Origin of the sequence: Halobacterium sp. KA-6, from assembly GCF_021029015.1 — an archaeon.
In the GTDB taxonomy this organism is placed as follows: domain Archaea; phylum Halobacteriota; class Halobacteria; order Halobacteriales; family Halobacteriaceae; genus Halobacterium.
In genome coordinates this window covers 181322-202186 of sequence record NZ_JAJJZH010000005.1, presented here as the reverse complement: position 1 = coordinate 202186, position 20865 = coordinate 181322, and the positions used below count along the sequence as shown (strand labels likewise).

Sequence of the window (20865 nt, the reverse complement as noted above, 5' to 3'; positions counted from 1 at the left end):
AATAGATGATTCGACACGAATTCCGTCTCCCGAGATGGGGTCAGCCGCGAGCGGAGTTCGTGGTTCCCGGGCTGGTCGAGCGTTCGAGGCTGACAGCTTCCCGCGTCCGCGCAACCGCCGTCAACACTGGGTACGTCCACGGTTCATCATCGTAGAGGTACGCGCATAGGGAGTGTTCGCCAAAGCGGGGAACGGAGTTCCGTTGCTGAATCGTTCGTTGACGGCGCTGCGCGACGGCATCGAGTTGTTCCGTGAACGACTCGCAGTGCCACTCTGGAATTATTGTCGTGTCCAGCGTGGCGAAGACGTCCTTGAGGATCGTCCGCGCCGACTCGATTGACCGTACTTCTTTGTCGAGCGTTTCGAGGAAGTCCTCACGTCTGCGCACTGCTTCCGCCGCTGCCCCCATGAGTACGTGCTTGTACGCTGCAGTGAACGACACCGACGACTTGGGCTGAACGCCCTCCGCGATTTCCGGGCCGAACTCGCCGGCGAGGTGTTCGACGAGCGACTCGTCGTACGTGTCGTCATAGTGTGGCATGTTCAGGACGGTTTCGCGGTAGGCAGTACGAACGCGGTCGACTCTGTCGGTCGTAGACGCGTGATTCGCAAGTCGTGTCGCCCGGTCCGGCGGCGTCGACGGTGCCGGGTCGATGCTATCCAGGCGTTCGCGGAACGCCTTAAAAGCGACTCGTTCGACGTTCACTTCGGCGTGCTCCCGATCGAGGCGGCACTCGGCCGTCGACAGCGGCGCGAGCACGTGCTGCTGGAGAGAGTCCACGAAGTACTGTGGGTTCCATTTACTATCTGCATCTCTCATACGTGTGTCTTACAGTAACATGGTGCAAAAATCTACTGCCGGAAACCATTCGAGCGCCGAATGTTACGTCATTAGCACGATGACCTTGAGATCACCGTCGAGAATACTATCACCATTCTCGCGGAACGCTCATGGGAAGCACATTGTTGGTGAGTTAGAGCACGGTTCGGACGATCTCTTTGAGAGCCTCTCGACCTGGTTTGCGGAAGATTCGTCGCCGGAGCTGGAATGCTCTGAGATAAGGCGTCAGCTTGTCTTTTGAGACGCCTCGATGCGGCGAGAGCCACCGTCGCGTCAGCGACGCGTGGCTCTCGCAGGTGTTCACGTGTGCGTCTTCATCGACGTATTCGCCCTCGCCGTGAATCACCGCTTCTCGCTGAAAATTCTCGTCGTCTTCGAGTGGATCGTATGCTCGAAATCCGTCGGTGTAGACGGTAAGCGACTCCTCCTCGTGGTCGCCGAGGAGGAGTCGCACGGTTGATTCGTCAGCGGATTTCGCTGGGACGACGTATCGCTGATCGGTGCCGCGATCAACGAGTGTGAACACTGGTGGCTTGTCTTCGGCGTAGCTTCCACAACCACGTTTTGAGAGGCCACGCGAGCGCGACTCCTGGCCGCGCTCGCGGCCTTTCAGCCCTGCAGTGACGTACACTTCGTCGATTTCGACTGGGCCAACGAGATCGATAGCTGGCGCGTCGAGCGTTCTGGCGAACTGCTCGACGCGCCGCCGAAGCGACCGGTAGGAGACGTCGAGTTCAGCGTCTAGTTGACGAATACTCGTGTTGAACCGGAGTAACGTGTAGAACGCGAACAAGAGCTTGTCAAGGCCGATCTTCGCGTGCGCGAAGATCGTGGCGGTCTTGGGGTTGAACGTGCGGTCGCAATCCTTACAGAGATACCGATGATACTGCCGATAGCTGCCGTGTTTGATCACTGACTCAGACCGGCAGCGCGGGCAGTAGAGGCCATCACGCCAGCGAACCTGCTCCAGCAGGTTCGCGGCGTTCGCCTCTGAGTGCAGCAATTCAACTGGGAACATTGCATCGGGTGACGCTACCGCGTCACCCTTGCCCGCTACGCTTCAACAGCGCCAGCTCTACTCGACCAACAACCTGCTTCCGAAGAGCGCTCGCGGAAAGCCATCCATGACTGGTTGGGGAAATCTGATTTACAGCCCGCCAGCGATGTGTGTCCGGATCAGTGCGGTTGACGAAACGGTGATCCACATCGACGGCCAGCAGTACTGGCTGTACGCTGCCGTCAATCCCAACTCAAACAAATTAGCGCTGTTTGATCACCTTTCTTTCGATGATCCCAGTTCCATCCGGTTCATAGCTCTCGCTGAGCAGGTCTGCGAGCATCTCTGAACAAGTTACTCAAGACCTGCTCGCTTCTCAAACTAACTCAACTAGACAGTGCCGGTGAAATCCTTGCGTTTAGCGTGAGGAGAATCTCAATCTGTGGCTGCAACGACCTCAACCTCGACCTTTATGTCGATTGGGAGACGTGATACTTCGACGGCCGCTCGAGCTGGATACGGTTCGTTCATATACTCCGCATACACGTCGTTTACTGCCTCGTAATCGTCCATATCGGTGACGTACACGTTTGCCTTCAGTATGTCGTCGAGTGACGCCCCTGCGGCCTCCAGAATTGCGGCGAGGTTTTCCACCGTCTGAGCGGTCTGCTCGCGGACATCGTCTGAGACAACATCTCCTGATTCGGGATCTACTGGCCCTTGTCCTGACACATAAACGCGGCCGTCGTCCTTGATACCCTGTGAGTACGGTCCGATTGCACTCGGGGCGTGCTTAGTTTCAATCTCCTCCATGTGACCACGAAGACACAACTCTCCATTGAATCTGTCGGTCGTTGTTTTACCCGAAGACGAGACGCCCGAACTCCGACGGCTGATGGTAGTCCGGTTCGAGAGTATTCATGGGATTCCACGCCGCGAATTGAGGTCATTCTTTCCGCCCAGATAGTGAAATTTTCCCTCGCCAGACTGTGTCTTTGTTCGGAGAGACTGTAACACCCGTGAACTCAGAGAGTGTAGGTTACCGAACTCCTCGATAGCAGTGTCGACGAATTCGCGAACCTCTTCGCCCTCAGTTTCGTCGCACTTAACAGGGACGACGCGCCCGTCATGTGCGTCCATAATCTGTTACAGCTACTGGTTCGACATCCTCGTACGACCGCAAGCAGATGGCGACATCGCCACCCGCCGCGGCAAATGTCGTCGCAATTTGGCGGCCGATCCCTCTGGACGCGCCAGTGATGATTGCTGGACGGTCAGATAGGGATAGCTCAATCATATCGGTGTAAGCGAAGCTTGCCGAAACAAAGAAGGATACTCTCCAGCAGCAGCTAGGACGGAATCTCTTCGATCAAACCTGATATTCTTCGACCACGTCAAGATCGATGTCGATGCCCAATCCAGGGTCGTCTGGAACGGTCATACAGCCGTCAGTGACCTGGAATGGCTCTTCGATGATGTCGTCCTCCCAGGCGTAGTAGGTAGTGTCTGGCGGGAGCGAGAAGCCGGGAAGACCATGGACTGCATGGAGGATGGCTGCGGTTCTGATCCCTAGGTCGAAAGCGCAGTGGTGAGTGTACGGAATACCCGCATCCTCGACGATGGCGGCCTGTTGTCTGAGACCGCCGATACCACCTGCGGGCGTCAGGTCGAGGACGGCTACGTCCATCGATCCTGTCTCGATGAGTGAACGGATATTGTTGGGTATATAGGTGTCTTCGTTGGGGGCTATCGGCTGTCGGAGTCGCTGTCGAAGCGTCGAGAGCGAGTCGTGGGAATTAACCCGGATTGGCTGTTCCATATACTGGAGGTATATTCCCGAGTCCTCGAGGGCGGCCCCGATACGGACGGCCTGGTCGAGCGACCAGCCCTGGTTTGGATCTAGACGGAACTCAAGTTCCCCATTGACCTCATCATGCATCGCCTCGATGCGGGCGATGTCTTGCTGCCAGTCACGGCCAGCCTTCGTCTTGAGGACCGAGAATCCGGAGTCAAGCGCCTCGCGAGCTTTGGTGCGGGATTCAGCCGGTGGGAGGATACCGAGGCAGAACGCGAACTCGATGTCGCGATCGGTCTCAGACTTGGCGTTCGCCGCGTCGGCGTTCATTGCAGTGGTTTGCTGGGGAGCGCTCGCACCACCGAGGAGTTCGAACACGGGCTTTCCAAGTGCCTTGCCAACGATGTCCCAGCAGGCGGTTTCGACGGCAGCGAAGAATAGTTCAACATTCGTGTACTCGATGAACACCTGCCGACGGAGGCGTTCGGTCTCAAAGGGGGACTGGCCCTTGATTAGCGGGGCAATACCGTCTTCGAGGATTGACTCCGTGGCTGCGGGCGAGAGGAAGGTGCGCATCTCTCCCCACCCCGACATTCCTTCGTCGGTGTCTACGCGGACGAGAACACGCTCCATCGAGTTGACTTGTCCGTGATTGGTGACGTACGGACCGATCCCAAGGCGTTCCTCAAGATCGACGAGCGGTACGTCGACAGTCGTAGCTGTCACGTCGATGATCTCCATGTGAGGTTCTGGCACCGAAGGCCCAAAGAATCTACCGGCTTGTCGCCGAACAACACTAGATTCGAGGCAACTCAGCGCTGTCAGTGAATCGCTGGTTCGATCCAGTTGAGTGACTGTTCGGGTAGGAGTCCGTAGTTGTAGAAGGACACTCGCGGGACGCTCATGGACTGAAGTTCGTCGACGATGTCGACGACAGTTATCTCGTCGTGGTTGGCAGGGTACCCGGGCAGGATGCCGACGTGGAGTGGTACGTCTGGCGTAAGTGCATCGACCGTCCGGTAATCGTCGAGGACAGCCGCACGTGAGGATTCGTAGGCCAGTAAACAGTAGTAGTTGACGTGTTCAGCCAGGCGGTCGAGGTACGCACCGACAATCCACTCTCGCCCGGCCTCGGGCTTCCAACGTAGTAGCCAAGAGGCGTCTCACCTGATGACGCTTCGTTTCGGCGTGAGCGAGGATCACTTCGACCGCGCGTCGGACGGGTCCTGCCGGCTAATCTGCTGTTTCGCCTTGTGACGTCCCGCGGTGCCGTCGGGTATCCGGTTCCACGCGGCGTCGAGACCGGCCAAGCGACCGTCACGACCACCGAGGGACCGGTAACCATCCGGATGTGGTACGCGTGAGTCGGCGCGGCCAGATGGTCCTTGTGGCAGCCGTGTTCGTGGCCGTCGCGTTCGTCGTGCTCGTGTTCGTGTATCTCCAACTCGGCTATCATGACGGCGTCCGAGCGAGCGGTTCAAAGTGATTGTCCGGGAATAACCCGACGTACTCGCCGTTTACGGCAATGCACTCCGGATACAGGTCCGGAGTGGAGGCGATGCGATCATCTGAGAACGATCCTTCGGAACCAGGCCGGTATGGACGGGATCAGGGGCCTAAGCTTCGCTTCTCCGTGTGTGTCGCTCGTTTCGCGTCGGCCCATTGAACGACGTCGAGAGACGGAATATCATCATAAGCACTCTAATTTTCATCAGTATACAACGTATTATAACTAATTCGAGCCGGGAACTGGTCGAGCGCGCCGGCCGGCTGCGACAGGCCCTGTCGACGACCTAGATATAAGTACCAGAGCGCGGAGGATCCCGTATGGTGTACGAGAGTTTCGGATCGGCCCGATCGGATTGGGCAGGGGAGACGTACGAGAACATCGAGGCGGTCGGCGAACAGGATGGGTCGCTACTGATCCTCCCAATCGGGAGTATCGAGCAGCACGGCCACCACTTGCCCGTCGCGACGGACACGATCCTCGTCGACGCGGTCGCCCACCTGGGCGCCGAGCGCGTCGAGGACGACGTGCCCGTCATGGTGACGCCGCCGTTCTGGTCGGGCTTTTCGCCCCACCACATGTCGCTGGGCGGGACGATAACGCTCGACTTCGACGTGATGCTTGAGGCGATCGAGAATATCGCCGATAGCGCGCTCGAGAACGGGTTCGACTCCCTCCTCTTGCTTAACGGCCACGGCGGGAACATGTCCCTCATCTCCGCGGCGGTCAGCACGATCGGCGACGAACACGGCGACGTGGAGGTGCTGGGACTGACCTACTTCACCCTCGCCGATCGCTTCATTGACGACATCCGCGAGAGCGACGTCGGCGGGATGTCCCACGGCGGCGAGTTCGAAACCTCGCTCATGCAGTATCTCCGCGAGGAGCTGGTCAAGGAAGAAGAGATCGAGGCGCCGATGCTCGACGAACCGTACGAACTCGGCACCCACGACCTGCTCGACGGGGGCCCTCTCGCCGTCTATCGGGAGTTCGAGGAGTACTCCCACACAGGCGCCATCGGTGCGCCCGAACTGGCCAGCGCCGCGAAGGGCGAGGAAATATATCAACGACTCGGCGATGAGATGGAGGAACTACTGACCGAGATTCACGAGCGGAACGCGTAGCCCGAGCGGCGATCGGGTATCGTTTGCGAGGAGGACCCGTCGTAACTCTGCCGCCAGGGGTATGCGAGCGGAGGCGTCCGCTCTGTCGTCACGAAAATCCGAATCGGAACGTCACAGCACAGAATCGTAAGTTTGCCCGGAACTCCGTCCGAGCGATGGTTCGACGGACCGAGGCGTCTCAGGGTCCGTTTCGACTTACGAACGCGGTCGATCGACCTCCTCCGCTTCGAGCGGGTGGTAACACGCCGCCATCTGCGTCTCGTCTCCGTCTGCGCTACGTCGGACGTGGTAGTCGAGTTCCGGTTCCGACGCCGCGCAGTCTTCGGTGGCGTACTCACAGTAGGGCTGGAACCGACAGCCGGACGGGAGGTCGACGGGGTCCGGCGCTTCGACGTTCCGGTCCGCCTTCTCCCTGATGGCTTCTGGATCCGGGTTCGGAACCGAATCGAGCAACACCTCGGTGTAGGGATGCTGGGGATTCTCGATAACCTGCTCGGTCGGTCCGAGCTCGACGACGTTCCCGAGGTACATGATCATCGTCCGGTCGGTGAGGTACCGGATGGTCGAGAGGTCGTGAGAGACGTAGAACATCGTCAGGTCGCGCTCGCGCTGGAGACGCTTGAACAGGCGCAGGATTCCCGTTCTGACGCTCACGTCGAGCATCGAGACGGGTTCGTCGGCGACGATGAAGTCCGGGTTGAGGACGAGTGCCCTGGCGATGGCGACCCGCTGGCGCTCGCCTCCCGAGAGTTCCGACGGGAGCTGGTCCAGGTACTTCTCGGCGGGCCGGAGACCGGCGTCCTCCAGTGCCTTTCTCACTCTCTCGTCGCGCTGGCCGCTCGTCCCGATGTCGTGTATCACGAGTGGTTCGGCCACCGTCCGCGCAACCGGGAAGCGCGGGTTCAGGGACTCGTAGGGATCCTGGAAGATCACCTGACACTGACGACGGAACTCCTGCATCTCGTCGGAGGAGTACTCCGTGATGTCCTCGCCCCTGAATCGGATGTCTCCGGACGTCGCCTCCTGTAAACCGACGAGGAGTTCGCCGAGGGTGGACTTCCCGCAGCCGCTCTGGCCGGCGACACCGAGGAGTTCGCCTTCCCGGATATCGAAGCTGACGCCGTCGACCGCCTTCAGGTAGTCGTGGTCACGCGTGAGCGTCGCCTTGAGGCTCGCCAGGAGCGTGTCCTCGCGCGATTGGTAGAGCTTTCGCAGTCCGTTCACTTCGAAGAGTGCGTTCTCGGTCATTGTTGGCCCATCCAGGTTTCGGGGTCTTTGCTTTCGGCCCTGAACGCCGCGGCGTCGTCGACGTAGTGGCATCGCGCTCGCTGGCCGTCGCGCACCTCGGCGAACGGCGGTGTCGTCTCGCACTCCACCGTCGCGAACGGACACCGGGCGGCGAACCGGCATCCCTCGGGCGGTTCTGTCAGGTCCGGCGGCGAGCCGGGAATGCTGACCGGTTCCTGGTCGCCCTCGTCTACCGACGGGAAAGCGTTGAACAGCCCCATCGTATAGGGGTGGCCACTCCGTTTGAACACGTCGCCGGTGGGCCCGAGTTCCGCGATCTCGCCGCCGTACATCACTGCGACGCGGTCTGCGATCTCCGACACGACGCTTATGTCGTGCGTGATGATGATCATCGAGTTCCCGAACTCCTCCTGCATGTCAGTCAGGAGGTCGAGGATCTCGTCTTGGACGACGACGTCCAGCCCGGTCGTCGGCTCGTCGGCGACGACGAGGTCAGGCTGCAAAGCGAGCGCCAGGGCGATCACGACGCGTTGTCGCTGTCCGCCCGACAGTTCGTGCGGGTAACTGTTGGCGCGATCTCCGTCGATGCCGACGCTCTCGAGCAGCGACTGGGTACGTTCCCGGGCCTCGCGTTTCGAGACGGACTCGTGGTTCCGGATGACCTCGGTGAACTGCTGCCCGACGGTGTACACCGGATCCAGCGCGTTCATCGCGTTCTGGATGATGTACGAGATGTCCGCCCACCGGAGCCCGTTGAACTCCTTTTGCGAACACTCGAGGAGGTTCTGTTCCTTGAACCGGATCTCCCCTTCGCTCACCTGCCCGTTCTTGGCGAGCAGGCCGAGGATCGCCTTGGTAAGCGTGGTCTTACCGCAGCCGCTCTCGCCGACGATGCCGAGGATCTCGCCCTCCTCGACGGTCAGGTCGACGTCGTCGACGGCTCTCAACCGACCGTTTTCGGTGGCGTAGTCGACGGACATACCGTCGAGTTCGAGTACCGACATTAGATCACCTCCGTGTCGACTTCGGGATTCGTGATCTCCTCGAGCGCCCGCGACATGTAGAAGAAGGCAAGCACGAGGAGCGTGATGCTAAAGCCCGGCGGCAGGACCCACCACCAGGCCTCGCGGATCGCGCCGGTGGAGAACGCGAGCTGGAGCATCGTCCCCCAGCTCGTCATGTCCTGTGCCCCGAGGCCCAGGAACGAGATGCCGGCCTCGAGGACGATGGCCCCAGAGACCGTGATCGTCGTCTGAATGAACATCAGTGGGAGGATGTTCGGTGCGATGTGATAGAAGATGATCCGGAAGTCGCTCGCCCCGGAGGCGCGGGCCGACTTCACGAACGGCCGCTCCGACAGCGAGAGCGTCTGCGACCGGATGATACGCGCCATCGTTCGCCAGAGTACGAGCGTCATGGCGACGACGACGTTCCAGACGGACGCGCCCATGAACATCGCGATGACGAGTACGAGCGGCGTCTGCGGAATGCCGTAGAGGACGTCCACGACGCGCATCACGACCAGATCGACCGTCCCCTTGTAGTATCCCGCGATGAGCCCGACTGACGTTCCGACGATCATCACGGAGAACCCGGACAGGAGGCCCACGAGCAGCGAGACCCGACTCCCGTAGACCCACTGACTAAACACGTCGCGCCCGAGGTGGGTCGTTCCGAACGGGTGCGCCAGGGACGGACCCTCTAGCGCGAGCGGGAGGCCGGTTGACTGCACTTTGAAGATGGTATCAGGGTTGTACGGGGCGATGAGCGGAGCGAAGACGGCGATCAGGACGAACGCGACCAGGAGCCCGAGAGAGACAAGCGCCGTCGGGTAATTCCTGATCGCCGACCAGACGTTTCTGAGTTGCTCGCCGGTCCGCTTGAGCGTCGCTCGCTGGGACCGCGACAGCCACGATTCGAGGAGACTACCTGTGGTCGCCATGCTATATGTCACCCTCCGACAGTCGTGGATCGATGTACACCGAGAGGACGTCTATCAGGAAGTTCATGACGACGATGATGGTTGCAATGGCGAGGAAGCCGCCTTGCGCGAGCGGGTAATCGGACGCGATGACGGCCTTCCAGAGCATTCGTCCGAGCCCCGGCCAGGAGAACACCTTCTCGATGATGACGGAGGTCCCCATCGCCAACCCAACTGCCGTCGCTCCGTAGTGTAAGACGGGGAGCAACGCGTTGCGGGCCGCGTGGCGGTACATGATGCGGAACTCAGAGAGACCCTCCGCTCTGTTCATCTCGATGAAGTCTTCGTTCATGACGTCGAGCATGTTGTTTCGCATGATGAAGGTAGGCATTGTCAGCCACCAGAGTGTCGTCACGGTGAGCGGGAGTATCAGGTGTCGCAGGAAGTCGACTGAGAAGTACTGGTCCCAGATCGAGTACGCGATGAACCCCGGTGAGTGCATGCCCCCGCTCGGCAACCAGCCGAGCCTGAACGAGAACACCATGATACCGAGCATTCCCGTCCAGAACACCGGCGCCGCGTACATCGTCAGGACGGTGCCGACGCCGACGGTGTCGAGCGTGGATCCGCGCTTCCACGCAAACAGGGCCCCAAGCGCCGGACCGATGATGAAGGCGATCAGCAGCGACGAGAGCATCAACACCATCGTGTTCAGCGCCTTGCCGATCAACAGACCCGTGACGGGCTGTTGCCGGGAGAACGAGACTCCGAGGTCGCCCATCACTAGGTTCTTCATGAACAGCGCGTACTGGACAGTTAGCGGCTCGTCCAGTCCGTACTGTTCAAGCAACTGTTCGCGCACGCCTGGCGGCATAGACGGGTTCGCGACTGCAGCGGCCGGGTTCCCCGGCATCAGTCGAAACAGGAGAAACAGCACTGTCGCTATCGAGAACAGCGTCAGCACCATCATCGCCAGGCGCTTTACAATAAACTCGAGTCGTGAGGCCATATAATGTGATCCTGGTGTAGTGTTAGTTGCCGACGGTGTAGGTGTACCCGTTTTCGAGGTCGGCCTCGTTCCCCAGCTTCGGCGGACCGTCGCCGGAGAATCGGTCGATGGGCTTCAGCAGCTGGCCGTTATCGTTCCACCGATAGCCGGCTTCCTTCAGCACCTCGATGGCCCGTTCCACACCGCCCGAGTACGACGGAACGTCGGGGTTGTACCAGAACTCGTTAGCGGGGGCGATCGGGGTAATCGACGGGTCCGCACGTCCCCTCATGGCCGTGTTGATCATGCTTTCCCTGTCGAGCGCGAACGAGAGCGCCTGCCGGAAGGCGACGTCGTTGAACGGGTCGCGCTGGTTTTGCACCCAGAAGTTCGAGGCGCCGTGAGACGGGTTCGCGACCGCGCTGACGTTTTGAGCGTCCTGGAGGCGGCTGAAGCTGTTCGGGTTGATCTCCTGGACGAACGCGGCCTGGTTGTTCTGGACGGCACCGACCGCTGCCGCCTGGTTCGAGAAGATGTTCCAGACCAGCTGGTCGAACCCGAAGTCGGCGAGCTGGTAGTTCTCGTAGGGCGAGTAGACGATGCGGCCGCCGGACTCGTACCGGTCGAGTTCGAATGGTCCGTTCCCGGTGAGGTCGGGATCGCTCCAGTCTCTCGGGTGGCTGAGTCCGTTCTCCTCGACGACGCCGTCCCAGATGTGCTTCGGGAGAATGTTGAGTTGGGAGAGGTGGACGTTCTGGAACGCGGAGTTCGCCTCGCTGAGGTGGAACCTGGCGGTGAGTTCGTCCTGAACGTCCACGCCCTCGACCGGTCCGTAGTACGCCGACAGGTACGGGACTGAGTACTCGTTGTAGTAATCGAGCGTGAACTTCACGTCTTCGGCGGTGAACGGCTCACCGTCGTGGTGAGTAAGTCCCTCTTTGAGGCGGACATCGATCGTCGTCCCGTTCTGGACGATGATCTCGTCGGCGGCCCACGGCTCGGCGGTTCCGTTCGCCGTCCAGCGAACGAGTCGCTCGTAGATCATCTTCGTCGCCTGAGCGGCGGCGTTGCCCTGGATCGACATCGGATTGATGGCCGTCGGGCTTCGCGTGGACGCCCAGATGAGGGCCTGATCGTTACCGGACGCACTGACATTGGTTAGATTGGCCATGTTCCAGTAGGCCTGCGTCCCAATCTGGGGGTTCCATCCGGAGTACGACTGGTTGTTCGCGCCCGCGAGGGAGTACGTGTGCCAGTAGTGGATCCCGGGTTGGTCCCGAGCGATGATGTCCTGGGCCTGGTAGACGTACTTCTTTCGCTCCTCCCTGTCGTAGGTCGTCTTGAACTTATCGGCGATGTCGTCGTACTTCGGGTTGACGTACTGCTCCATGTTCTCACCTTCGTCGGTGAACTTGGAGTGGAAGTTGAAGTACAGCATGAAGTACGGGTCCAGCCGCGAGGCACGAGCGACCCACCAGAGAGTGAGTACGTCGAAGTTGTTGCTCGTCCACCGCTCAAACAGCGGAGGTAGTTTCATCGGCTGGAGGTTGAACGTAATCCCGAGTTGCTCCCAAGTGTTCTTCGCCAGATTCTGCGCCGTGTATCGCGTCGTGGAACTGTCTCGGGATATCCCGACCCAGTTGAACGGTTCATCGAACGGTTCGTAGTTGTCCGCTTCGCCCTCGGCCGGAGTTATCTTCTTCCCGGTTCCACTGCTATCGCCCCCGTCGGCGTTACTTTCGCTGGTGGGCGTGACGGCCACCGTGTTGTTCTGTTGTCCGCAACCAGCCAGTCCGGTCAGGATGCCAGAACCGATAGTTGCTTTCAGGAACGTTCTTCGGCTGTTATCTTCTACCATGGTACAATCTCTGTTGCTCAGTCCCGACATATAAAAGTTTGGTAGCCCCGTCGGGGCACTGTTCAGATTAGGATTGAAGAGTGAGGCGGAGGGATTTCTATAGTAGAATCTGGAAGTCTTTGTAGTGGCACCCATCGTAGGTCGGCGAGCTTAGTCGGTTCTTGAGGATTTGGTGAGAGTTGTGAGTAGACACTTCTGAAAATTACTATAGGTGTCCATGCCCGAAATCTGCCGCCTCACCGGTGATAGCGACTGCTTCGAGTTAGAATTGTGGAGCGAGAAGCGACACCGGAGCCCGCGATGAAATTGGGTATCCGACTCCATGCCGCCGGATTATCACTCTCGGATACCGTCTCAGTCTTAGCTTCCTTCGGTGTCGAACATGCTCGCTCAACTATCCACAATTGGGTCTAGAAAACCGGTCTACAGCCCAATCCCGGGAAGAATCCGAATCACGTCGCACTCGACGAAACCGTGATTCAACTCAACGATCAGCGTTACTGGCTGTACGCCGCTGTCTATCCCGAAACCAACGAATTCCTGCATGTCAGACTCTTCCCCACTCGAACAACCGTTTTAACAAAACAGTTCGTGGAGGAACTCCGCGAGAAACATCGCGTCGAAAATGCCGTGTTTCTCGTCGATGGCGCACCGTGGCTCAAAGCCGCATTATTCGAGCTCGAGCTCCGATTCCAACACGTCACACATGGGAATCGGAATGCCGTCGAACGCGTGTTTAAGGAGCTGAAACGCCGAACTGAGCAGTTCGCCGCCCACTTCCGCCACGCAACTGCTGACTCTGCAGAAACATGGTTGCAAACCTTCGCGTTCGCCTGGAACCAACTAATCTGAACACTGCCCCCGTCGAGAGGCAGTCGTCGAGGGTGCATCCGACGCCGTCTCGTTCGGAAACGAACCGATACTCGTCCGCCCTGGAAGAAGTGTTTTGTACTATTAGCGAATTAATCGTCCTGTATGGAAGTCACTAGTGTCGAAGCCATTCCAGTGGAGATAGACATCAAGCCGCTCGGCGAGGAGTTCGGCATCGCGCCGTACGTCGCTGGGTACATGACCCAGGAGACGACTCCCCGACTCGTCATTCGCGTCGAGACGGACGAGGGTATCGTCGGATGGGGGGAGACCTCGTGGGGCCCTGACCCGAGTATGGCGATGGCCGCCATCGAGAACGTTATCGCGCCCGAAGTCGTCGGCCGGCAGGTCTGGGAAGTCGAGGACCTGATCGAGGCATTCGAATTCCCGTACATGCACATCACGCCCTACGTCGGCGGTGTAGAGATGGCGCTCTGGGACGCCTTCGGGAAGAAACTCGGTGCGCCGATCCACCAGTTCTTCGGCGGCAAGCAGACCGACGACCTGCCGGTAGCGTACTGTCTGGGTATCATGGACCCCGAGGAATCGGCTGAGTACGCTCAGTGGGCCCACGACCGGGGCTTCGAGGTCTTGAAGACAAAAGGTGGACTCGACGTCGATCAGGACATCGAACGCCTCGTCGCCATGCACGAGGCCGTTGACGGCGAGATGAAGTTCCGCCTCGACGGCAACCAGACGATGAGCTTCGAGGAGGCGGCCGAGACGGGCGCACGTCTCGAAGAGAACGGCGTCTACCTGCAGTACCTCGAACAACCGCTCCGGATCGACAACATCGGGGGCTACAAGCGGCTCCGCCAGCGGCTACGGACGTCGATCGGGGTCAACGAAGACGCCTACCACGCCCGTAACGTCTTCGAACTCGTCCGCGAGGACGCTATCGACGCCGCCGTCATAGACGTGATCCCCGCCGGGGGACTCCTCGCCGCGAAGAAGAACCTGGGGCTGTACGACGACGCGGGGATCTCCGTGGCCCACCACTCGACGTTCGACCTGGGCATCAAGACCGCGGCAGTGCTGCAGTTTGCCGCCGCCTCGCCGACGATAAACCTCCCCCCGGACCGGGTCAACTACACCCTCGAAAACGACGTCATCGAGACTCCCTTCGGGGTCAACGACGGAACGATGCCGGTGCCCGACGAACCCGGCCTTGGCGTTTCCGTCTCCGAGGAGAAAATCGAGGAGTACCGCGTCTCCGAGGGGTCGGGCATCAAGTACGAGGTCTCGATCTGACGGACATCACCGCCGTTCCGCGTCCACGCCTGCCCCGTTGCTGTCGCCCGGGCGCGAGACCACAGAGAAGAACCCGCGTCGACACGAACCGGCCGGCAACCGTGATCAGGTCACTCGTAGAACTCGCTCCGAATTTCGATGACGTTCCGTTTCTCGAGCAGCGTGTCGATTAGTTCGGAGAGGTACGCCTCGGTGAACTGGTGTTCCGGACCGGCGACTCCGAGCGAGCCCACTATCGTCTCGTCCGCGTCCATAATAGGGACCGCGGCGCCGCGAATGCCCCGTCGTCGCTCGGCGTCGTCGGTGGCGTATCCATCCGCTCTGATCGACGCGAGTTCCGCTTCCAGTTCCGATCGGTCGGTGATAGTGAACGGCGTTCCCTGCGGGAGACCGTGTTCGTCGATGATCTCGTCGACACGCCGGTCCGGGAGGTGTGCCAGTATCACCTTACCGAGCGAGGTCCAGTGGAGGTACGTGTACTCCCCGATCGGGATCTGATCGCCGACGGCGCCCCCTCCCTCGCTTCGATAGAGGGCGACGCGTTGCCCCTGTTCCTCGACGCCGAAACCGACGATCTCCCCGGTGAGATACGCAGTCTGGTTGACGACGTCCTGGATGATACCGAAAAATTCCATCTGCTGACGGACCGCCCCTCCGTGTTCGAGGAATCGCAGGGAGAGACGATAATCGCCGTCCGACTTCGTCACGTAGCCGCGGTGGCGAAGCGTGTTGAGGTGCATGTAGGTCGTGCTCACCGGGATCCCGACTTCGTCGGCGATCTCAGAGACGCCGGCGGCGTTGATCTGCTTGAGGACTTCGACGATCGTGAGCGTCGTTTCGACGGCGTTGATGGTGTTGCTCGATCCGTTGCCCTTCATTCGTTGGTAGTGAATACATGGCCGAGTATAAAACAATTCCCCACCACGACCGGATCGATATTTGGTCATAGTGAAACCCCCGACCGGTCGCAGGGTACACTCCGTCCCAAGTGGTTCAGCAGTCCTTTCCGAATTATGCAATATTAATTATTCCCCCGGCAAAACGACAAATCCCGGCGATACCGAATCCGCCACGTCCGATTGGACGCTCGTGACCTTTTCCGCCGAAAACCGGCGATAGGAGCCTTGGTAGTCAGAAAGGCGACAGGCGCCGCAGCGGTTTTGGCGAAGTTGAAAGGTGGGTTGGCACCGTCTGACGTATTAAGGGCCGCGACAGTGAGTGACAAACCCTACAGGCCACGTCCTGTCACGGTCGGAAAGCCCCGATACGACGGAAACGCGTCAAAGCAGGTGAGACCCAGTGGGTCCACTAACACCGTTGGTGTTGTTACGGGGGCACCATCAGTGACTCCCGCTCCGTCGTCAGTGCGTTACGTATCCCGTTCAGAACCCGTGAAAACGGCGGCTTCGACGTGGGGAAAAATCGTGACAGTAACTTCCACGATTGCGACGACCCATTTTATCGTTGATGAAAGATTCGGCGAGCGAGAGGGGCGCCCGGTCCGGCGTCGCATCTGGGGACTTCGACGAGTCGCTGCCCCCGATCCGTGGTGACAGGTATGACCCACCGGAGGTGAACGCCTGAACGACCGGTAATGGTTAGGGGAAGTTATCGAAGTGATGTCTAATATGAAAGTATATCTGGAGATTGCCGCAAAGAGATCGTCCGTCACCTCAGTGAGGACGGTCTCGACCGACTCCTTGCGGAGTCTACTGATGAAAAACTCACTGAGCGGCTGATCTTCATCAAACGGATCTACAAGGGAGCCACCCTGGAGGACGCTGCCGACATCGTCGGCAGTGTCCTCCGGACAGGAACACGCTGGGCCCGCCGGTGGAACAAGGGTGGTCTCCGTCTCCTGATGCCGAACTTCGGGGGCCTATCGGCGAGGACCAACGCGAACGCCTCTTGGAACTTCTTTGTGACGGGCAACTGTGGAAGAAACAGGAAATACAGCACCTCATCAACGAAGAATTCGACATCCAGTTTTACCCGGTCTACCTGAGTGCGTTCCTCGAAAAGCTCGGTCTTTCCTACGCAATTTCCCGGACTAAGCGCCCATCACGCCCAGAGAATGTTGAAGAGATTCTCGACGAACGCGTCGCTGACGCGTTCGACGAGGAGTCTGACGACACTCCGCACAACAAACGCGATGGTGACGACGAGGAAGACTGGGTCGTTGACGAGGAAATTCGGACGGACGGCGGAACCGGCCTTGGATTTCTGGACACATCCCATCCGCAACCATGGGACAACTCACAGCCGCTCTACACCGTAGATGATCCGCACATCACCCGACCGCTGGTGAAGGTAGACGAACCAGTGGTCGGATTCTATGCCCTCGCTGGTGAGAGTGTTGTTCAGTTTCCGGTCAATCAAGAGAAAGAACGCATCTGTGAGTGTCTGGAGGGGATCCACGAGCAGAATCCGAGCCAGCGGATTCTGCTCATCTTGGATAACTTCTAATCGCACGTGTACGAGTACAACGCGGAGGCGAGCCCACCAACTTGGTCTCGATCTCGTGTTCCTTCCGGTTGGCTCACCGGATCTCAACCCAATCGAACAGGTCTGGAAAAGCCTCAAATGGAAAGCGTCGCCGTTGATTGTGGGGAGCGCGGCAGAATACTGCGCTCTCCTTACTGAGTTCTTTGAGCAACTAACGATTCAGCTGAGTTTCGCAGCCTCGTGGATTGTCGAGTATCTCGCCGGATACCTCCAGAAGTTACGCTAGGTATGGTTTGGCACGGCAGCGCAGGCAATAGACGCCGACACGCCAGCGAACCTGTGCCAGCAGATTCCCGGCCCGACGCTCCGAGACGAACGTCTTGAGTGGAATCATGCTTCGTCGGGTGCACGTTCGCGCCACCCTTGTACGCTACGGCTTCCAGCTACTGCTGAGACCTCACCAACAATTTGCTACCCAAGAGCGACAGACGATACTGTCGTTAAAGCAACTATTCCCGATAAGGAATTACGATCGTATGGATGTAACAAACTATTTTTCGAAACTCAGATTTGCACGTTGACGTAGGAGCATGTCGTAAGCGGAGGCAAGTAAGCTGATGTTGATCGTGATCGACCAATTCTTTGTCCGCTCAACAGCCGACGCATACTGGTTAGAAGTATAGATACTTCCTTAATCAATCGACGCTCTTGTGGCGTAGGTTATTGGGGAGTTAGAGTGCAGTTTCGAGGATGGTTTTCAGCGCTTCTTTTCCTGGTTTTCGGGAGACTTCACGGCGGAGTTGGAACGCTCTGAGATACGGTGTGAGTTTGTCTTTTGAGACGCCTCGATGCGGCGAGAGCCACCGTCGCGTCAGCGACGCGTGGCTCTCGCAGGTGTTCACGTGTGCGTCTTCATCGACGTATTCGCCCTCGCCGTGAATCACCGCTTCTCGCTGAAAATTCTCGTCGTCTTCGAGTGGATCGTATGCTCGAAATCCGTCGGTGTAGACGGTAAGCGACTCCTCCTCGCGGTCGCCCAGCAGGAGTCGCACGGTTGATTCGTCAGCGGATTTCGCTGGGACGACGTATCGCTGATCGGTGCCGCGATCAACGAGTGTGAACACTGATGGCTTGTCTTCGGCGTAGCTTCCACGACCACGTTTTGAGAGGCCACGCGAGCGCGACTCCTGGTCGCGCTCGCAGCCTTTCAGCCCTGCAGTGACGTACACTTCGTCGATTTCGACTGGGCCAACGAGATCGATAGCTGGCGCGTCGAGCGTTCTGGCGAACTGCTCGACGCGCCGCCGAAGCGACCGGTAGGAGACGTCGAGTTCAGCGTCTAGTTGACGAATACTCGTGTTGAACCGGAGTAACGTGTAGAACGCGAACAAGAGCTTGTCAAGGCCGATCTTCGCGTGCGCGAAGATCGTGGCGGTCTTGGGGTTGAACGTGCGGTCGCAATCCGTACAGAGATACCGTTGATACTGTCGATAGCTGTCGTGTTTGATCACTGACTCAGACCGGCAGTGCGGGCAGTAGAGGCTATCGCGCCAGCGAACCTGCTCCAGCAGGTTCGCGGCGTTCGCCTCTGAGTTCAGCAATTCAACTGGGAACATTGCATCGGGTGACGCGTTCGCGTCACCCTTGCCCGCTACGCTTCAACAGCGCCAGCTCTACTCGACCAACAACCTGCTTCCGAAGAGCGTTCTAAAGACACGTTCGACAGCATTCCGATTTCCATGTTTCTCGTATCTGAAATCGAAGCCGTGACGCTGACACGCGTCTTGTAACGAGTGCGATCCATTGACGAGAAACACGGCGTCGGAGACGTCGTGTTTCTCGGAGAGCTCCGTCAGAAACGAATGAGCGAGAACCTTCGTTGTCGTCGGTTCAAGCTTTGTATGGAGCAATTCGTTTGTTTCGGGATCAACAGCGGCGTACAGCCAATATTGTTCGTCGTCGAGTTGGATCACAGTCTCGTCAACCGCGATGTGATCCGGGCACCGACCAGGGTCGGGCTGTAGATCGGCCTTATGAACCCAATTATGAACGGTGGATCGAGCGCGCTCGACACCGAATATCTCAAGAATAGAAACAGTTACTGAGCTTCATCAGCAATCGCGATGGCGCTTCTCGTTCAACAAACTCTAAGTCAATCTCCTCTAAACACCCGTTGAGGTGGTCGTTTTCGGGCATGAACCACTTAGAAAACGAACCGCCTCACTCTTCATCCTTATCTGAACACCGCGGGGGAGATGCGTGATAACAACCATGTGGAGCGCGGTCTGTACGTCTGTTCATCCTGCGAGACGAAGATGAACGCAGACGTAAACGGCACGGTGAACAGCTGCCGAAAGATAACTCCCCCAACGGAGGATGAGTAACTGCTGGTTGGCACAGCCCGCAGTCCACCTGTTCGACCGCGAGAGCCACCGGTTCACACAGAGAGCACAAAGAGGCTGCAATCCATAACGCTCGATATTCTCCGCTTGAAGGCGGAGCGGGACATCAATAGAGTGGCGTTCTCTGGCTAAAGCCGCGGGCATTTACTTGAGAGTTCTGTACCCTTTCCTGGCTTACAGTGTCCTCTAGGCAACCCTTCCGCACTCAATTAGCTTGCAATTCCTAAGGCCTGCTGTAGTCGAAGGGGGTGAGTTTCGTCGTATGCGTATCCTCAAGCGTGACTGTTTCTCGAAGCCGTGCGATTGCTGTTAGTACTGGATAGTTCCAAGATTGATCGCCATAGAGATACTTGCAGAGTGGAAATTCATCAGGGTATGTTACGTGCGTGCGTCTTTGGAGCGTTTGTTGGCGCTGTTCCCCAATCGTGTTGAGTTGCTCAGTAAGTGTGTCCCGGCACCAGCTTGGGATTACGGTCGTATCTAATGTTGAGAGGATCTGAGAGAGGTCAGCTTGGGCTTGTTTAACGGATTTGTCTTCATCATTCCTGACCTTGGGGGCCGGTTGACCGCGGCCCGTGACCGGCGACAACTGTTGGCCGCCGACCACTACTATAAATCTGGGATGGGATTCACTCAAAGACTGGTATGATGCAGCGACTGTCGGCTTCCTCCCCACCCACGGTGGGGCGGGGAATCCGCCTTGGTTTTCTTTTGAAACAGTAGGGAACAGATATCCGATGACATCTTCACGAAGTTGACCGACCAGCTGAGTTTCGCAGGCTCGTGGATCGAAAATCACCTCGACGGATTCATTCAGAAGTTGCGTTAGTCACTATGGATTCGGCACGACAGCGATCACGTGTTTCAGCGGTAGCGCTGTAAGAATTGCGACCGCACGTTCAACGATCAGGCCGGCATCGTTTTCGAACACTCGACGGACGCACTCAGAAAGTGGTATCTCACCATCTACACCTCCATCCGCTTTAACACCAGTCTCATACAACTAAACGCGGAACTCGACGTTTCCTACAAGACGATCTACCGGCGCGTCCAGCGCTTCCTCCGAGCGCTGAACGCGCCTCGGCCACAGCTCGAAGGCCCAGTCGAAGTAGATGAACTGTACGTGAAAGCCGGACTCAAAGGCCGCGAGCGCGACCAGGAGTCGCGCTCGCGTGGCCTCTCCACGCGCGGACGTGGCACGTACCCTGAGGACAAGCCACCGGTGTCCATTCTCGCGAATCGTGGCAGCGGTGACCGGTACGTGATCCCGGCGAAAGCCGCAGATGAATCGACGATTCGACTCCTGCTGGTCAACCGCCAGCGGGAGTGGTTAACCGTCTATACTGACGGCTTTCGGGCGTACCCGCTCGACGAGGCCGACGCATTTGACCGCGAATACATCGTCCACGGCGACGGAGAGTACGTTGCTGGAGACACTCACGTGAATACCTGCGAGAGCCAGGTGTCGCTGACGCGACGGTGGCTCTCGCCGCATCGAGGCGTCTCAAAAGACAAGCTGACGCCCTATCTCAGAGCATTCCAGCTCCGGCGACGAATCTTCCGCAAACCAGGTCGAAAGGCTCTCAAAGAGATCGTCCGAACCGTGCTCTAACTCACC

Annotated in this window: 16 protein-coding genes and 9 pseudogenes; 9 read left to right on the top strand and 16 right to left on the bottom strand. The window is 58.7% G+C overall.

Translation table 11 applies throughout. The annotated features are described in order from the left end of the window. Positions 1-40 precede the first annotated feature (40 nt). Both LPA46_RS12035 and LPA46_RS12030 read right to left on the bottom strand, forming a co-directional pair. Positions 41-820, bottom strand: coding sequence for a DUF7260 family protein (locus tag LPA46_RS12035; protein ID WP_230892697.1), 780 nt, complete (start codon positions 818-820; stop codon positions 41-43). A 154-nt stretch (positions 821-974) separates the two neighbouring features. Then, complete coding sequence (locus tag LPA46_RS12030) at positions 975-1859, bottom strand: IS1595 family transposase (protein WP_230892696.1); 885 nt, start codon at positions 1857-1859, stop codon at positions 975-977. Positions 1860-1943: 84 nt separating this feature from the next. Between LPA46_RS12030 and LPA46_RS12025 the strand changes: the two are divergent. Next, positions 1944-2103, top strand: a pseudogene (locus LPA46_RS12025) (IS6 family transposase); the annotation flags it as partial. Positions 2104-2273: 170 nt separating this feature from the next. On the opposite strand, the gene LPA46_RS12020 reads toward LPA46_RS12025, so the two are convergent. The 4 genes and pseudogenes from LPA46_RS12020 to LPA46_RS19220 form a co-directional block, all read right to left on the bottom strand. Then, complete coding sequence (locus LPA46_RS12020) at positions 2274-2651, bottom strand: Rid family detoxifying hydrolase (protein ID WP_230892695.1); 378 nt, start codon at positions 2649-2651, stop codon at positions 2274-2276. Positions 2652-2864: 213 nt separating this feature from the next. Continuing rightward, positions 2865-3135 (bottom strand): annotated as a pseudogene (locus LPA46_RS12015) (SDR family NAD(P)-dependent oxidoreductase); the annotation flags it as partial. Positions 3136-3207: 72 nt separating this feature from the next. Next, positions 3208-4374 (bottom strand): mandelate racemase/muconate lactonizing enzyme family protein, encoded by a 1167-nt coding sequence (locus LPA46_RS12010; RefSeq protein ID WP_230892694.1) that lies wholly within the window; start codon positions 4372-4374, stop codon positions 3208-3210. Between the two features lie 80 nt (positions 4375-4454). Next, positions 4455-4810 (bottom strand): annotated as a pseudogene (locus LPA46_RS19220) (hypothetical protein); the annotation flags it as partial. Positions 4811-4859: 49 nt separating this feature from the next. Here LPA46_RS19220 and LPA46_RS19215 point away from each other — a divergent pair. The 3 genes from LPA46_RS19215 to LPA46_RS12005 all read left to right on the top strand — a co-directional run bounded on the left by LPA46_RS19215 (position 4860) and on the right by LPA46_RS12005 (position 6264). Continuing rightward, a complete protein-coding gene (locus LPA46_RS19215; RefSeq protein ID WP_442908251.1) occupies positions 4860-4997 on the top strand; it encodes a DUF7262 family protein in 138 nt (45 codons plus the stop codon). Then, on the top strand, positions 4985-5119 hold the full coding sequence (locus tag LPA46_RS19210; RefSeq protein ID WP_442908246.1) for a DUF7261 family protein: 135 nt from the start codon (positions 4985-4987) through the stop codon (positions 5117-5119). The genes LPA46_RS19215 and LPA46_RS19210 overlap by 13 nt, the downstream gene beginning before the upstream one ends. Positions 5120-5460: 341 nt before the next feature. Then, the gene (locus tag LPA46_RS12005; RefSeq protein ID WP_230892693.1) at positions 5461-6264 is read left to right on the top strand and encodes a creatininase family protein; all 804 of its coding nucleotides are present in this window, start codon (positions 5461-5463) and stop codon (positions 6262-6264) included. A gap of 195 nt (positions 6265-6459) precedes the next feature. On the opposite strand, the gene LPA46_RS12000 is transcribed toward LPA46_RS12005, so the two are convergent. Genes LPA46_RS12000 through LPA46_RS11980 form a run of 5 tightly spaced genes read right to left on the bottom strand, consistent with a single transcriptional unit; the run spans position 6460 to position 12279 of the window. Further along, positions 6460-7512 carry an oligopeptide/dipeptide ABC transporter ATP-binding protein gene (locus LPA46_RS12000; RefSeq protein WP_230892692.1) on the bottom strand — a complete coding sequence of 351 codons (1053 nt, stop codon included), beginning with the start codon at positions 7510-7512 and terminating at the stop codon, positions 6460-6462. After that, positions 7509-8516 carry an ABC transporter ATP-binding protein gene (locus tag LPA46_RS11995; RefSeq protein WP_230892691.1) on the bottom strand — a complete coding sequence of 336 codons (1008 nt, stop codon included), beginning with the start codon at positions 8514-8516 and terminating at the stop codon, positions 7509-7511. The genes LPA46_RS12000 and LPA46_RS11995 overlap by 4 nt, the downstream gene beginning before the upstream one ends. Beyond that, complete coding sequence (locus LPA46_RS11990) at positions 8516-9454, bottom strand: ABC transporter permease (RefSeq protein WP_230892690.1); 939 nt, start codon at positions 9452-9454, stop codon at positions 8516-8518. The genes LPA46_RS11995 and LPA46_RS11990 overlap by 1 nt, the downstream gene beginning before the upstream one ends. Position 9455: 1 nt before the next feature. Beyond that, positions 9456-10442, bottom strand: coding sequence for an ABC transporter permease (locus LPA46_RS11985; RefSeq protein WP_230892689.1), 987 nt, complete (start codon positions 10440-10442; stop codon positions 9456-9458). A gap of 22 nt (positions 10443-10464) precedes the next feature. Further along, positions 10465-12279 carry an ABC transporter substrate-binding protein gene (locus LPA46_RS11980; protein WP_230892688.1) on the bottom strand — a complete coding sequence of 605 codons (1815 nt, stop codon included), beginning with the start codon at positions 12277-12279 and terminating at the stop codon, positions 10465-10467. Positions 12280-12496: 217 nt separating this feature from the next. Here LPA46_RS11980 and LPA46_RS11975 point away from each other — a divergent pair. Both LPA46_RS11975 and LPA46_RS11970 read left to right on the top strand, forming a co-directional pair. Then, positions 12497-13131, top strand: a pseudogene (locus tag LPA46_RS11975) (IS6 family transposase). Positions 13132-13254: 123 nt separating this feature from the next. Continuing rightward, entirely contained in the window at positions 13255-14400 is a 1146-nt protein-coding gene (locus LPA46_RS11970; protein WP_230892687.1) for a mandelate racemase/muconate lactonizing enzyme family protein, read from the top strand. A 110-nt stretch (positions 14401-14510) separates the two neighbouring features. Here LPA46_RS11970 and LPA46_RS11965 read toward each other — a convergent pair whose 3' ends face one another. Next, the gene (locus LPA46_RS11965; RefSeq protein WP_230892686.1) at positions 14511-15278 is read right to left on the bottom strand and encodes an IclR family transcriptional regulator; all 768 of its coding nucleotides are present in this window, start codon (positions 15276-15278) and stop codon (positions 14511-14513) included. Between the two features lie 758 nt (positions 15279-16036). Between LPA46_RS11965 and LPA46_RS11960 the strand changes: the two are divergent. Beyond that, a pseudogene (locus LPA46_RS11960) lies at positions 16037-17131 on the top strand (IS630 family transposase). Between the two features lie 6 nt (positions 17132-17137). On the opposite strand, the pseudogene LPA46_RS11955 reads toward LPA46_RS11960, so the two are convergent. The 3 genes and pseudogenes from LPA46_RS11955 to LPA46_RS11945 form a co-directional block, all read right to left on the bottom strand. After that, positions 17138-17239: pseudogene (locus LPA46_RS11955) on the bottom strand (IS1595 family transposase); the annotation flags it as partial. 337 nt (positions 17240-17576) lie between these two features. After that, positions 17577-18461, bottom strand: coding sequence for an IS1595 family transposase (locus tag LPA46_RS11950; protein ID WP_230892685.1), 885 nt, complete (start codon positions 18459-18461; stop codon positions 17577-17579). A gap of 84 nt (positions 18462-18545) precedes the next feature. Continuing rightward, positions 18546-19041 (bottom strand): annotated as a pseudogene (locus tag LPA46_RS11945) (IS6 family transposase); the annotation flags it as partial. A gap of 53 nt (positions 19042-19094) precedes the next feature. On the opposite strand from LPA46_RS11945, the pseudogene LPA46_RS19205 reads away from it, so the two are divergent. After that, positions 19095-19317: pseudogene (locus LPA46_RS19205) on the top strand (RNA-guided endonuclease TnpB family protein); the annotation flags it as partial. 153 nt (positions 19318-19470) lie between these two features. Here LPA46_RS19205 and LPA46_RS19200 read toward each other — a convergent pair. Next, positions 19471-19854 (bottom strand): DUF7260 family protein, encoded by a 384-nt coding sequence (locus tag LPA46_RS19200; protein WP_442908250.1) that lies wholly within the window; start codon positions 19852-19854, stop codon positions 19471-19473. 231 nt (positions 19855-20085) lie between these two features. Here LPA46_RS19200 and LPA46_RS11940 point away from each other — a divergent pair. After that, positions 20086-20859, top strand: a pseudogene (locus LPA46_RS11940) (IS1595 family transposase); the annotation flags it as partial. Positions 20860-20865: the final 6 nt, after the last annotated feature.

Excerpts from the sequence above, each read along its gene's own strand:
- LPA46_RS12035 (WP_230892697.1), bottom strand. The coding sequence starts at position 820 with ATGAGAGATGCAGATAGTAAATGGAACCCACAGTACTTCGTGGACTCT.
- LPA46_RS12030 (WP_230892696.1), bottom strand. The coding sequence starts at position 1,859 with ATGTTCCCAGTTGAATTGCTGCACTCAGAGGCGAACGCCGCGAACCTG.
- LPA46_RS12020 (WP_230892695.1), bottom strand. The coding sequence starts at position 2,651 with ATGGAGGAGATTGAAACTAAGCACGCCCCGAGTGCAATCGGACCGTAC.
- LPA46_RS12010 (WP_230892694.1), bottom strand. The coding sequence starts at position 4,374 with ATGGAGATCATCGACGTGACAGCTACGACTGTCGACGTACCGCTCGTC.
- LPA46_RS12005 (WP_230892693.1), top strand. The coding sequence starts at position 5,461 with ATGGTGTACGAGAGTTTCGGATCGGCCCGATCGGATTGGGCAGGGGAG.
- LPA46_RS12000 (WP_230892692.1), bottom strand. The coding sequence starts at position 7,512 with ATGACCGAGAACGCACTCTTCGAAGTGAACGGACTGCGAAAGCTCTAC.
- LPA46_RS11995 (WP_230892691.1), bottom strand. The coding sequence starts at position 8,516 with ATGTCGGTACTCGAACTCGACGGTATGTCCGTCGACTACGCCACCGAA.
- LPA46_RS11990 (WP_230892690.1), bottom strand. The coding sequence starts at position 9,454 with ATGGCGACCACAGGTAGTCTCCTCGAATCGTGGCTGTCGCGGTCCCAG.
- LPA46_RS11985 (WP_230892689.1), bottom strand. The coding sequence starts at position 10,442 with ATGGCCTCACGACTCGAGTTTATTGTAAAGCGCCTGGCGATGATGGTG.
- LPA46_RS11980 (WP_230892688.1), bottom strand. The coding sequence starts at position 12,279 with ATGGTAGAAGATAACAGCCGAAGAACGTTCCTGAAAGCAACTATCGGT.
- LPA46_RS11970 (WP_230892687.1), top strand. The coding sequence starts at position 13,255 with ATGGAAGTCACTAGTGTCGAAGCCATTCCAGTGGAGATAGACATCAAG.
- LPA46_RS11965 (WP_230892686.1), bottom strand. The coding sequence starts at position 15,278 with ATGAAGGGCAACGGATCGAGCAACACCATCAACGCCGTCGAAACGACG.
- LPA46_RS11950 (WP_230892685.1), bottom strand. The coding sequence starts at position 18,461 with ATGTTCCCAGTTGAATTGCTGAACTCAGAGGCGAACGCCGCGAACCTG.